Raw genomic sequence first — 12,240 nt, forward strand, 5'->3', positions numbered from 1 at the left:
GCGCCGTCATCGGCGCAGCGGGCCCTCGGGCGTCCGCGGGGATCAGTGGTGGCCGTGGCCGCTGCTGATCTCCTGGTGCTCCTCGGCGGTGGGCTTGGCGATCTGGCTGCCCTCGCCGTAGAAGCCGCGGGACAGCTTGGCCCTCGTCCGGGCGAACAGCCCGGCCTTGCGGACCACGCCGTTCTCGTCCACCTCCGGCGGCAGGTCCTCCGGCTGCGGCTGCTCGTGCGCGGTGAGGGTGTACATCCGGCCCGGCGGGAGCGGGGCGTGCACCTCGACGAACTCGCCGTGCTGGAGCCGGTTGATGACGCCGGTCTCCCGGCCGTGCAGCACCTTCTCCTTGTCGCGCCGCTGCAGGCCCAGGCACCACCGCTTGGTGATCACGAAGACGACCACCGGCACGACGAAGAAGCCGGTGCGCACCGCGTAGGTGATCGCGTTGATCGACAGGTGGAAGTGGGTGGCGAGCAGGTCGTTGCCGCCGCCGGCCAGCAGGATCAGGTAGAGGCCGATCCAGGCCGCGCCGAAGGCCGTGCGCACCGGCGCGTTGCGCGGCCGGTCGGCGATGTGGTGCTCGCCGCGGTCCCCGGTGACCCAGGCCTCCAGGAACGGGTAGCACCAGATGGCCAGCAGCACGGTCGGGAAGACCATCAGGGGGACGAACACCCCGAGGTTCAGGGTGTGGCCGCCCCAGACGCTGATCTCCCAGCCGGGCATCACGCGCACCAGGCCCTCGGAGAAGCCCATGTACCAGTCCGGCTGGGCGTCGGTGGACACCTGGTCGGGCCGGTAGGGGCCGTAGGCCCAGATCGGGTTGACGGTGGCGATCGCCGACATGAACGCGACCACGCCGAAGACCAGGAAGAAGAAGCCGCCGGCCTTGGCCATGTAGACCGGCATCAGCGGCATGCCGACCACGTTGTCGTTGGTCCGGCCGGGCCCGGCGAACTGGGTGTGCTTGTGGTAGAAGACCAGGATCAGGTGCGCCGCGAGCAGGCCCACCATGACCCCCGGGATCAGCAGGACGTGCACGGTGAACAGCCGCGGCACGATGTCCTGGCCGGGGAACTCGCCGCCGAACATGAAGAACTGCAGGTACGAGCCGACGATCGGCACGGCCAGGACGGCGCCCTCCATGAACCGGATGCCGGTGCCGGAGAGCAGGTCGTCCGGCAGCGAGTAGCCCATGAAGCCGTCGAACATGCCGAGGAACAGCAGCAGCGCGCCGAAGACCCAGTTGATCTCGCGGGGCTTGCGGAACGCGCCGGTGAAGAAGACGCGCATCATGTGCGTCAGCATCGAGGCGACGAACACGATCGCCGCCCAGTGGTGGACCTGGCGCATCAGCAGGCCGCCGCGCACCTCGAAGCTGATGTCGATGGTCGAGGCGTAGGCCTCCGACATCTGGATGCCCCTGAGTGGGACGTACGAGCCGTCGTAGATGACCTCGCCCATGCTCGGCTTGAAGAAGAGGGTCAGCCAGACGCCGGTGATGATGATGATGACGAAGGTGTAGAGCGCGATCTCGCCCAGCATGAAGGACCAGTGGTCCGGGAAGATCTTGCGCAGATTGGCCTTGGCCAGGGAGTAGATGCCGACCCGGCCGTCGGTCCAGTCGGCCAGGGCCTCGGCCTTGTTCGCGGGGTTGGCGCGCGTGCTGGTCACCGGTCCCGGCTGCGACTGCTGGTCGGTTCTCACGACGGACTCCCCGGCGTCCTCGGCGTGCCGGGCTGGAGGCCCGCCGGCAAAGACGCCGGCCGGCGAAGTGTTGTGATCATGGGACCTCTCGATACGGGCCCGCCGGCTGAACCGGCACGAGGAGCGGGTGACCCACTGGCCCGTTGCTCAGGGTGATGAAGCGCTTACTCTGTCATGCTGTCGGCAGGGGGCCGACTGTGCACGTCCATCGGTCCGTACGGCCGCGCGTGTCGGGCCGGACGGGGGGTCCTGGCGTCCGATCGGCCGCCGGACGGGTGGTGGTGCTGCGCCCGGGTGCCGCTGAACCGTTTCGGCGCGCGCCGCGTCCGGAGGTCGCGCGATCCCGGGCCTACGCTGCGCCAATGGTGGATCACCCTGAACTCTTCGAGGACGTCGCCGCGGCCCTCGCCCGCGCCGGGATCGACGCCGGGCCGGGCCCGTCCCTGCTGCGGATCGGCCATCGGCCGCCGGGGGTGGCGGTCGGCTGGTCGCCGGGGGAGGGGCCGGACGGGCCGCCCTCCCGGGGGGTGCGCGAGGCGGTCAGCGGTGCGGCCGCCGTCGTGCTGCGCGAGTGCGGCTACCTGGTCGCCGAGACGGCCGGCGGCGAACTGCTGGTGACGCCCGCCGCCGTACCGGTGGCGGTGCCGGCGGAGCCGGAGACGGTTCCGGAGCAGTGGTGGGGCTGAGCCGGGCCGGCTCGGCAGCCCTCATACCGAACCCTTACCTGAACGGGGGGTGCTGTTGACCACGGCGGCTCTAAGGTTTGCCTAAGCTAAGTCGAAGCGCCCTGGACCCTCGTGTCCGGGGCGTTCGGCTGTGCCGCGCCGCCGCCACCCGCGGCGGGCCGCCGAGTTCAGGTACGACCCGGGGTGACCGGGGGAGGAGCCCGCTGCATGTGGGATGAGGCGTTTCCCAGCTTTCTGATCGGGCTGCGCGAAGGTCTGGAAGCCGGACTGATCGTGTCGATCCTGGTCGCCACGCTCGTCCGCTTCGGACACAAGGCCCGGTTGCCGCAGGTGTGGACCGGCGTCGCGGCGGCGATCGCGCTCAGCCTCAGCTTCGGCGCGGTGCTCACCTTCACCGCCGCCAACCTCTCCGGCCATGCCCAGGAGGCGTTCGGCGGGGTGCTGAGCCTGATCGCCGTCGGCTTCGTCACCGCGATGGTGTTCTGGATGCGCCGCTCGGCGCGCACCCTCTCCGCCGAGCTGAAGGAGAAGGTCCAGGCCTCGCTGGCGATGGGCGCCGGCGCGCTGGTGCTCACCAGCTTCCTGGCCGTCGGCCGCGAAGGCCTGGAGACCTCGCTCTTCCTGTGGACCAACGTGCGCACCGCAGGGGAGTCGACCGGGCCGCTGCTCGGCGCGGCCGTCGGCCTGGTGCTCTCGGCCGGCCTCTGCTGGGGCCTGTACCGGCGGGCGCTGAAGATGAACCTCACCCGGTTCTTCACCATCACCGGCGCCGGCCTGATCGTGGTCGCGGCGGGCGTGCTCGGCTACGGCCTGCGCGACCTTCAGGAGTCCGGGCTGGTCGGCGGCGGCAGCTCGTACGCCTTCGACCTGAGCGGCCACCTGGACGCCTCCTCCTGGTACGCCACGCTGGTGCAGGGCACCCTCAACCTGACCGTCACCATGACGGTCCTCCAGGTCGTCGGCTACCTCGCCTACCTGTGCATCGTGATGACGCTGTTCGTCGAGGGCGTCCGCGGCGGCGGGACCGCTCCGGCCGCCGGGAAGACGACACAGGGCGAGGCTGCGCAGGGCGAGACGGCGCAGGGCGAGAAGGCCGGGGCCGCCGGACCGGTGCGGTCCGGGCGGCCGCGCTGGGCCGTGCCGACCGCGCTGGTCGCGGTGCCGGTGGTGGTCGCCGGGGCCGTGATCGCGGTCAGCGACGGCAAGCAGAGCAGCTCCGCCACCGTGTCCGTCTCCGAGCAGGAGTGCGGCAAGGGCTTCAGCACCCCGCTGCCCGGCCAGCAGGTGTTCCAGATGCACAACACCGGGGACAAGGTCTCCGAGGTCTACCTGGTCAACCCGGCCAGCGGCGCCGTCTACGGCGAGATCGAGGGCCTGGCCCCCGGCACCACCCGCGCGCTGACCGCGACCATCGGCTCCGGCGACTACGCCTGGCGCTGCGTGCCCACCGGCGGCACGTCCGTCACCTCGGCCGCCGTGCACGTCACCGGCGGAGGCCAGGTCAAGGCCGTCAAGCCGGTCGCCGAGGACGACCTCAAGGGCCCGCTCGACGCCTACAAGGACTACGTCAACAAGGGCCTCGCGACCCTGCTGACGCAGACCCAGAAGCTCCAGGCCGACATCCACGGCGGCGACCTCGCCACCGCCAGGGCCGACTGGCTCACCGCCCACCTCCAGTACGCCTCGCTCGGCGCCGCCTACGGCACCTTCGCCGACCTCGACGGCAAGATCAACGGCCGGCCCGACGGGCTCGCCGACAAGGCCCAGGACAAGGACTTCACCGGTTTCCTGCGCCTGGAGTACGGACTGTGGCACGGCCAGTCCGCCGCCGACCTGACGCCCGTCGCCGACCAGCTGACCGCCGACGTCGCCAAGCTCGGGCAGGACTTCCCCGGCCAGGACTTCGACCCCGGAGACCTCCCGCTGCGCGCCCACGAGATCCTGGAGAACACCCTCCAGTTCGAGCTCACCGGCGACACCGACCAGGGCAGCGGCACCAACCTGGCCACCACCCAGGCCAACCTGGCCGGCACCCGGGAACTGCTGACCGTCCTGCAGCCGCTGCTCGACGAGCGCGACCCGCAGCTGCTCCCCCGCGTCGACGCCGGGATGAAGCGGGTCGGCGACCTGGTCGCCGCCGCCCACAAGCCCGAGGGCTGGACCGCACTGGAGCAGCTCCCCGCCGACGCCCGCCGCCAGCTCAACGGCGCCACCGGCCAACTGCTCGAAGACCTCGCCCCCATCCCCGCCCTGCTCGAGATCCGGAAGGCCGCCTGATGACCGACCACACCGCTGCCACCGGAGGCTCCTGCCCGTTCCCGCACGCAGCCGCGCCCGCCCCGGCCGTCGCCGAGGGCGGCTGCCCGGCCGGCCCGGCCCGCCGCAGCTTCGTCCGGACCGCCCTCGGCGCCGGCGCCGGAGCGGCCGTCCTGGCGGGCGGGGCGTTCACCCTGGCCGCCGGCCCGGCCTCCGCCGGGGACAGCCGCCAGGCGAAGAGCGGGGCCGTCCCGTTCCACGGCGACCACCAGGCCGGCGTCACCACCCCGGCCCCCGGCTACGCCGCCTTCGTGTCCTGCCAGGTGATAGCCCAGGACCGCAAGGGCCTGGAGGACCTCCTCAAGACCCTGACCGAGCGGATCCGCTTCCTCACCGCCGGCGGCACCCCGCCCGACCTCGGCGTCGGCGCGCCGCCCGCCGACAGCGGCATCCTCGGCCCCACCGTGCCCACCGACAACCTGACCGTCACGGTCGGCGTCGGCGCCTCGCTGTTCGACGACCGGTACGGGCTGGCCAAGGCCAAGCCGACCAAGCTGGCCCCGATGAAGACCTTCCCCAACGACAACCTGCGGGCCGCCGAACTCCACGGCGACCTCTCGCTGCAGATCTGCGCCGACCGCCAGGACACCGTCCTGCACGCGCTGCGCGACATCACCCGGCACACCCGCGGCGCGATGCAGATCCTCTGGCGGATCGACGGCTTCCAGAACGAGTCCCGCCCGGACGGCGCCCAGCGCAACCTGCTCGGCTTCAAGGACGGCATCGTCAACCCCGACACCACCTCCGCCCGCGAGATGGACCGGCTGATCTGGGTCACCGACGGGCTGGGCGAGCCCGCCTGGGCGACCGGCGGCAGCTACCAGGTGATCCGGATCATCCGGATGCTGATCGAGTTCTGGGACCGCGTCACCCTCGCCGAGCAGGAGAAGATGTTCGGCCGCCGCCGCGACACCGGCGCGCCGCTGGACGGCCGCCAGGAGACCGACGCGCCGGACTACGGCAAGGACCCGGAGGGCAAGGCGATCCCGCTCAAGGCGCACATCCGGCTCGCCAACCCGCGCACCGCCGACACCGACACCTCGCGCATCCTGCGCCGCGGCTTCAACTACGACCGGGGCGTCGACCAGGCCGGCAACCTGGACATGGGCCTGGTGTTCTGCTGCTACCAGCAGGACGTGGTGCGGCAGTTCGAGGCCACCCAGACCCGGCTCATCGACGAGCCGCTGGTTGACTACATATCGCCGACCGGCGGCGGGTACTTCTTCGTCCTGCCGGGCGTGAAGGACAACGCCGACTGGCTCGGGCGCGGGCTGCTCGCGGCGGTCTGACGATGGTCTGACGGCGGTCTCACGGCTGGTCCCACGGCGGCCGACGTGACGCCGGGCCCCGGGCGCCGCCGCGCGCCCGGGGCCCGGCGGCGTCGCGCGGACGGGAGTTCGAAGGCGCGCCCTACGGGCCGAGGGTGAAGCCGATCACCGCGCCGCCGCCGTCCCGGTTGGCGGCGAAGGCCTCGCCGCCGTGCGAGCCGGCCACCTCGTGCACGATGGCCAGGCCCAGCCCCGAACCGGGCAGGCTGCGCGCGGCGGTGGCCCGGTAGAAGCGGTCGAAGACCCGGGAGAGGTCGGCCTCGTCGATCCCCGGCCCGCCGTCGCGCACCTCGACCCGGCGGCCGCGCACCACCACCTCGATCGGGGCCGTCCCGGCCGGGTCGAACTTGGCGGCGTTGTCCAGCAGGTTGCCCACCGCCCGGGCCAGCGCGTCCGGGCGGGCCGTGACCACCGTGTCGTCGGCGTCCACGGTGATCTCCCGGCCGCTGCGCCGCCGGGCCTGCGCGGCGGCCTCGCGCACCAGCTCGGCCAGCACCAGCTCGGTCGGCTCCTCGTCGGCCTTCCGGTCCGCGGCGAGTGCCACCAGCTCCTCCACCAGCAGCGTCAACTCCCTTGCCTCCTCGGCCAGATCGGCCATCAGTGCGGCCTGTTCGGCGGGCGGCAGGCGGTCCAGGCTGGGCAGGACCGAGAGGTTGGTGCGCAGGCTGGTCAGCGGGGTGCGCAGCTCGTGCCCGGCGTCCTGGACGAGCCGGCGCTGGTTCTCCTTGGCCGTGGCGAGCCGGCCCAGCATCCGGTCGAAGGCCCGGCCGAGCCGGCCGACCTCGTCCGTTCCGGCGGCCGGCACCGGCACGTCCAACCGTCCGCTGGCGGCGACCAGTTCGGCCGCGGCGGTGAGCCGGACCAGCCGGCCGGTGATCCGCCGGGCGAGCAGCCAGCCGGCCCCGCCCGCGAGCACCGCGACCACCGCCACCGACACCCCGGTACGGATCCGCAGCGTCGCCAGCAGGTGTTCGGTGGGCCCCAGTTGCTGGGCGATCTGAACCGCGCCCCGGCCGCCGCCGAGCGAGACCACGGCCACCCGGTAGGTGTCGCCGTGCACGTTCCGAAGCCCGGACGAGGTCTGGCCGGGGTCGTCGGAGCGGGCGAGGGAGCGGTCCTCCGGGGTCGGCCGGAGGTCGATCCGGGCGGTGCCGGGCAGCACCTCCCCGTCCGGGCCGAGGGACTGCGAGGTGACCCGGATCGGGCGCAGCAGGTCCTCGCTCAGGCCGCCCGTGCCGTTGAAGTCGCCGGGGAACAGCATCTCCCGGCCGACCTGCTGGTGCACCGCCTGGACGGCCGCGGTGAAGTCGGCGCCCTCGTCGTCCCGGATCAGCCGGGCGGCGGAGCGGTAGCCGAGCGCGCCGATCAGCACCGCGACCAGGGCGGCCATCGCGGCGAAGGCGAGCGAGACGGTGGTGCGCAGCCCCGGGCGCGGCCACAGCAGCCGCGACCGGCCCCGGGCGGTCACGACTCGCGCAGCGTGTAGCCGACGCCGCGGACGGTGTGGATCAGCGGTGTCAGACCGGGCCGGTCCAGCTTGCGGCGCAGGTAGCCGATGAACACCGCGAGGTTCTTCGAGCCGGGGCCGAAGTCGTAGCCCCAGATCCGCTCGTACACCGTGGCCTGGTCGAGCACCGAGCCCGCGTGCCGGGTCAGCAGCTCCAGCAGGTCGAACTCGGTGCGGGAGAGCTCCAGCTCCTGTCCGGCCCGCCAGGCCCGCCGGGCGTGCGGCTCGACCCGCAGGTCGGCCACCGCGAGGACGCCCCCGGCGGGTTCGGGCGGGTTGCGGCGCAGCAGGGCGCGCAGGCGGGCGAACAGCTCGTCCACGTCGAAGGGCTTGACCAGGTAGTCGTCGGCCCCGGCGTCGAGCCCGGCGATCCGGTCCGGGACCTCGACCCGGGCGGTGAGCATCAGGACCGGGGTGCGGTCGCCGTCGGCGCGCAGGCGGCGGCAGACCTCCAGGCCGTCCGGGCCGGGCATCATCACGTCCAGCACCAGCAGGTCCGGGCGCTGCTCCGTGAGGGCGGCCAGGGTCTGCGCGCCGTCCGCGGCGGTGCTCACCCGGTAGCCCTCCAGCTGGAGGGCGCGGGTGAGGGAGTCGCGGATGGCCCGGTCGTCCTCGGCGATCAGCACGGTGTGGGTCATGGCCCCGATTCTCCCCGGCGCGCCCACGGCGGTGTCCGGCGGGTCCGAGGGGCCGAGGGTCCGGGAGTCCGGGCCCGGCCGGTGGCCTGGCCGGCCGCGGCTTTCGCGGCGCCGGGGAGGGGCGTACGGTGGCCACACGGTGGCGTGTCCGCCGGGGGTGCCACCGGGTCCTTGTCGGCACACCCCGCCGGAGGCCGCGATGGCAGACCGGATGGCCTTCCTCACCACCCCGCGCGCCGAGCGCGAGCGGCGGGACGCGCAGGAGCGACTGGGGGACTCCCGGGAGGTGTACCGGCCGCGGGCGCTGCTGCCGATGGTGGGCGGGCAGGCGGGCCGGTGCATGGACTGCGGGCTGCCGTTCTGCCACCACGCCTGCCCGCTGGGAAACCTGGTGCCGGAGTGGAACCGGCTGGTGGCGGACGCGGACTGGCGGGCCGCCGCCGCCCGGCTGCTGGCGACCAACAACTTCCCCGAGTTCACCGGACGGCTCTGCCCGGCACCCTGCGAGAGCGCGTGCGTGCTGGCGATCGACGGCGCGGCGGTGACGATCAAGAACGTCGAGCTGGCGATCACCGACCGGGCCTGGGAAGAGGGCTGGGACCTGCCGCAGCCGCCCGAGCGGAGCGCCGGGTGGCGGGTGGCCGTGGTCGGCTCGGGCCCGGCGGGCCTGGCCGCCGCGCAACAGCTGACCCGGGCCGGGTACGCCACCACGGTGTACGAGCGGGCCGACCGCCTCGGCGGGCTGCTGCGCTACGGGATCCCGCCGTTCCGGCTGGAGAAGCACCGGCTGGACCGGCGGCTCGACCAGATGCGGGCCGAGGGCACGGACTTCCGCACCGGGGTGTTCGTCGGCCGGGACCTCGCGGCCGGGGAACTGCGGGCCGGGTGCGACGCGCTGGTGGTGGCGGTCGGTGCGACCGCCTGCCGGGAGCTGGCGGTGCCGGGGTGCGCCCTGCCCGGCGTGCACCAGGCGATCGACTACCTGACCTGGGCGAACCGGGTCGACGAGGGCGACCGCGCGGCCCCGCCGGTGTCCGCCGAGGGCCGGCACGTGGTGATCGTCGGCGGCGGGGACACCGCGGCCGACTGCCTGGGGACGGCGCTGCGCCAGGGCGCGGCCTCCGTCACCCAGCTCGACATCAACCCGTGTCCGCCGGTGTGCCGGGCGCCGGGGCAGCCCTGGCCCGTCCACCCGAAGGTGTACCGGGAGACCACCTCGCACGAGGAGTCGGGGGCCGCGGCGGCCGGTCCCCGGGTGTTCGCGGCGACCACGGTCGGCTTCGAGGCAGGACCGGACGGCCGGCTGGCCGCCGTCCGCTTCGCCGAGGCCGAACCGGCCGACCGCAGCCCCCGGACCGGCACCGAGCGGAGCGTCCCGGCGGAGCTGGTGCTGCTCGCGCTGGGCTTCAGCGGCCCGGAGCCGGACCAGGGACTGATCGCCCAACTCGGCCTCACCACCGGCCCGGACGGCGCCCTGGCCCGGGACGACGACTTCGCCGGTGGCGCGCCGGGCGTCTTCGTCGCCGGGGACGCCGGGCGCGGTCAGTCACTGATCGTGTGGGCGATCGCCGAGGGGCGGGCGGCGGCCGCGGCGGTGGACCGCCATCTGCGCGGCGGCACCGAACTCCCGGCGCCGATCCGGGCGTCGGCGCGGGCGCTCACGCTCTGAGGGGCGCGTGGGTGGGCCCGGCGGCCCGCCGGCCGACCCCGGGCGCGGCGGGCGCGCCCGAGGTGTTCGTCGGCGCGGTGGCCGGCGCGGTGGTCGGCTAGGCCCGGTCGGCGGACGAACTGTGGCCGGCGGTCTCGTAGTTGGGGTACCTGGCGTCGGAGCGGTGAGCGCGGCCGGGCCCGGTCGGCTCCGGGTCAGAGCAGCGGCAGTCGGCGGAGGAAGACGTCAGGGGCCTGGTTGGTGTCGCCCGGGACGAGCGTGCCGTCCTCGGAGGTGAACAGCACCGTGGTGCCGAGGTCGTCGACGAACGGCCGCTCCGAGGCGCCGGCGGTCTGCGCGCCGTCCGTCGCCACGCTGACCCGCTCGGTGCGGCCGGTCCACAGGTCGCGCCGGAAGACGTCCCCGGCGTTGTTGGTGTCCCCGGGCACCAGGTTCGCCGCGTCGGAGTCGAAGTAGACCCAGCGGGCGTCGGCGGTGATCTGCCCGTGGTAGGACTCGCCGGTGGTCTTCGTCCCCGGGAGCCCGGCGCTGACCAGGGTCTCGGTGTCCTCCTCCAGGTCGCGGACGTACACCTCGAAGTGGTGCCCCCGGGGGCCGTTGCCGTCCTGGAGCAGCGCCGAGTAGACGGCGTAGCGGCCGTCCTGGCTGAGTGCCGGGGAGGCCGCCCCGCGATAGCCGCCCGCCCCGTCGGTGCTCACCAGGACGCTCTGCTCGTCGCGGAGGTCGCGGACGTAGAGGGGGTAGAAGCGGGGCTTGAGGATCGTCGGCTGGTCGTCGTGCCGGAAGGAGTCGCGGACGAACTCCTCGTCGGAGACGCCGTCGAGCTCGGCGGCGGCCTTCGCGGCGAGGGCGCCGGGCTTGTCCTGGCCGATGATGTTGGTGGCCTTGGAGATGAAGCCGACCGAGCCGCCGTCCCCGCTGATCACCGGCTCGGCGGAGGAGGCGTTCGCCTCGGTGCCGTCCGCGCCGACGCTGACCAGGCGGGTCGCGCCCGTCGAGCGGTCGGTGACGTAGATGTTGCCGCCCGTCCAGGTGACCGTGTCGGGGGCCAGGTCGGAGCGGTTGGACTGATAGGCGACGTACCGGCCGTCCCGGCTGATCGACGGGTGGCTGGACTGCCGGCCGGTCTGCGGCTTGGCCGGGTCGTGGCCGGTGGACACCAACTCGGTGGTCCCCGTCCGGCGGTCGTGGACGTAGACGTCCTCGAAGCCGAGGTTCCCGCCAGGGGCGAGGTTGGTGGCGTAGGAGCTGAACGCCACGTAGCGGCCGTCGCCGCTGATCGTGGCGTTGAAGGAGTCGTCGGCCGCCTGGACGCCGTTCGCGCCGGTGTTGACGCGTTCGGTCCGGCCGGTCCACAGGTCCCGGACGAAGACGTCCGACTTGCCGTTGGTATCGCCGGGAACCAGGTTGGCGGCCTTCGAGGTGAAGACGGCGAAGCGGCCGTCGGCGCTCAGACCGGCGGCGTACGAGGCGCCGTCGGGCTGCGCCTGGCCGAGCCCGACGGACACCCGTTCGGTGCGGCCGTGCGGCGCGTCCGCCCGGGCGGGCGTCGCCACCGTGACGGCGGCGAGCGCGGCCGCCGCCAGCGCGCCGGCCGCGCGGAGCAGGCGTGGTGCGGAACGTGTGCGGGTCATCAGGTCCCTCCCCTGGGTAGGGCCGGTCCGCGTCGAACTCCCCGGCGGCCGGCTCGTGGTGAGCCAACCGCCGGGTGCGGCGCGAGGTCAACGAGGCCCGCCCGGGAGCGGCGGAATCGCGTCACCGCGAGGAGGGGGAGAGGGCGATGGATCGGGTGCGGACGGTCTTTGCTAGCATCCGGCGGCAGAGGCGTCGGAGGGGGTTCGGGTGGAGCGCGGCAAGCAGGTGGAGGAGTCGGTCGAGGTCCGCTACACGCCGACGACCGCGGACTTCCGGGCGGCCTTCGCGGCCCGGGCCCGGGGCACGGCGGTGGGTCGACGGGCCCGGCGGTCGAGGTACCTGATCGCCTCGTGCGCCGCGTCCGGCGCGGTGCTGACCTCGGTCGCCGACCGGACGGTGGGCCCGCCGGCCCTGGTGATGCTCGCGGTCGCGCTGCTGCTGGTGGTCGGACTGCCCTGGCTGCAACTGCGTCAGGTGCGGCGGATGGCGGCGGACAAGGGCGAGTTCCGGATCGTCCTCGGCGAGGCCGGGGTGACCGTCACCAACGCGGTGTCCAGCACCGAACTCGCCTGGCGGGAGCTTCCGTACTACCTGGAGACGCCCGAACTCTTCGTCCTGCTGGGCGGGGACGAGCAGACGCACGTGCTGGTCCTGCTGCCCCAGCGCGGCACCGGCGACCCGGGCCGGCTCGGCGCGTTGATCGCCCGGCACGCCTCGGTGCCCGTCCGGGGCTGAGGGGCGGGGCCCCGGTCCGCCGCTGTCG

9 protein-coding genes are annotated in these 12,240 nt (G+C 73.9%); 5 read left to right on the top strand and 4 right to left on the bottom strand.

Going from position 1 to position 12,240, the window contains the following annotated elements; all coding sequences use genetic code 11:
* Positions 1-42: 42 nt before the first annotated feature.
* Positions 43-1,665: a cytochrome bc complex cytochrome b subunit gene (locus ACFVTF_RS25550; RefSeq protein ID WP_387816907.1), complete on the bottom strand. Its 1,623-nt coding sequence runs from the start codon at positions 1,663-1,665 to the stop codon at positions 43-45.
* A 395-nt stretch (positions 1,666-2,060) separates the two neighbouring features.
* Here ACFVTF_RS25550 and ACFVTF_RS25555 point away from each other — a divergent pair, with 395 nt between their 5' ends.
* From ACFVTF_RS25555 to efeB, 3 genes are all read left to right on the top strand, one after another.
* The gene (locus ACFVTF_RS25555) at positions 2,061-2,384 is read left to right on the top strand and encodes a hypothetical protein (protein WP_387816801.1); all 324 of its coding nucleotides are present in this window, start codon (positions 2,061-2,063) and stop codon (positions 2,382-2,384) included.
* 207 nt (positions 2,385-2,591) lie between these two features.
* Entirely contained in the window at positions 2,592-4,661 is a 2,070-nt protein-coding gene (efeU, locus tag ACFVTF_RS25560; RefSeq protein ID WP_387816803.1) for an iron uptake transporter permease EfeU, read from the top strand.
* Entirely contained in the window at positions 4,661-5,989 is a 1,329-nt protein-coding gene (gene efeB / locus ACFVTF_RS25565; RefSeq protein ID WP_387816805.1) for an iron uptake transporter deferrochelatase/peroxidase subunit, read from the top strand. Before efeU ends, efeB begins: the two co-directional genes overlap by 1 nt.
* Positions 5,990-6,110: 121 nt before the next feature.
* On the opposite strand, the gene ACFVTF_RS25570 is transcribed toward efeB, so the two are convergent.
* Both ACFVTF_RS25570 and ACFVTF_RS25575 read right to left on the bottom strand, forming a co-directional pair.
* On the bottom strand, positions 6,111-7,496 hold the full coding sequence (locus ACFVTF_RS25570; protein WP_387816807.1) for an ATP-binding protein: 1,386 nt from the start codon (positions 7,494-7,496) through the stop codon (positions 6,111-6,113).
* Entirely contained in the window at positions 7,493-8,173 is a 681-nt protein-coding gene (locus tag ACFVTF_RS25575) for a response regulator transcription factor (RefSeq protein ID WP_363621862.1), read from the bottom strand. The genes ACFVTF_RS25570 and ACFVTF_RS25575 overlap by 4 nt, the downstream gene beginning before the upstream one ends.
* Positions 8,174-8,372: 199 nt before the next feature.
* Between ACFVTF_RS25575 and ACFVTF_RS25580 the strand changes: the two genes are divergently transcribed.
* Positions 8,373-9,842: a glutamate synthase subunit beta gene (locus tag ACFVTF_RS25580; RefSeq protein WP_387816809.1), complete on the top strand. Its 1,470-nt coding sequence runs from the start codon at positions 8,373-8,375 to the stop codon at positions 9,840-9,842.
* Between the two features lie 194 nt (positions 9,843-10,036).
* Here ACFVTF_RS25580 and ACFVTF_RS25585 read toward each other — a convergent pair whose 3' ends face one another.
* The gene (locus ACFVTF_RS25585; RefSeq protein WP_387816811.1) at positions 10,037-11,476 is read right to left on the bottom strand and encodes a hypothetical protein; all 1,440 of its coding nucleotides are present in this window, start codon (positions 11,474-11,476) and stop codon (positions 10,037-10,039) included.
* Between the two features lie 208 nt (positions 11,477-11,684).
* On the opposite strand from ACFVTF_RS25585, the gene ACFVTF_RS25590 reads away from it, so the two are divergent.
* A complete protein-coding gene (locus ACFVTF_RS25590) occupies positions 11,685-12,212 on the top strand; it encodes a hypothetical protein (RefSeq protein WP_387816813.1) in 528 nt (175 codons plus the stop codon).
* The last annotated feature ends 28 nt before the right edge of the window (positions 12,213-12,240 follow it).

The sequence above is a fragment of the Kitasatospora sp. NPDC057940 genome, assembly GCF_042887425.1.
Classification (GTDB): Bacteria; Actinomycetota; Actinomycetes; order Streptomycetales; family Streptomycetaceae; genus Kitasatospora.

What these genes read in the sequence shown, in the direction of transcription:
- ACFVTF_RS25555 (WP_387816801.1), top strand. Translation starts at nt 2,061, where the DNA reads ATGGTGGATCACCCTGAACTCTTCGAGGACGTCGCCGCGGCCCTCGCC.
- ACFVTF_RS25575 (WP_363621862.1), bottom strand. Translation starts at nt 8,173, where the DNA reads ATGACCCACACCGTGCTGATCGCCGAGGACGACCGGGCCATCCGCGAC.
- ACFVTF_RS25580 (WP_387816809.1), top strand. Translation starts at nt 8,373, where the DNA reads ATGGCAGACCGGATGGCCTTCCTCACCACCCCGCGCGCCGAGCGCGAG.
- efeU (WP_387816803.1), top strand. Translation starts at nt 2,592, where the DNA reads ATGTGGGATGAGGCGTTTCCCAGCTTTCTGATCGGGCTGCGCGAAGGT.
- ACFVTF_RS25585 (WP_387816811.1), bottom strand. Translation starts at nt 11,476, where the DNA reads ATGACCCGCACACGTTCCGCACCACGCCTGCTCCGCGCGGCCGGCGCG.
- efeB (WP_387816805.1), top strand. Translation starts at nt 4,661, where the DNA reads ATGACCGACCACACCGCTGCCACCGGAGGCTCCTGCCCGTTCCCGCAC.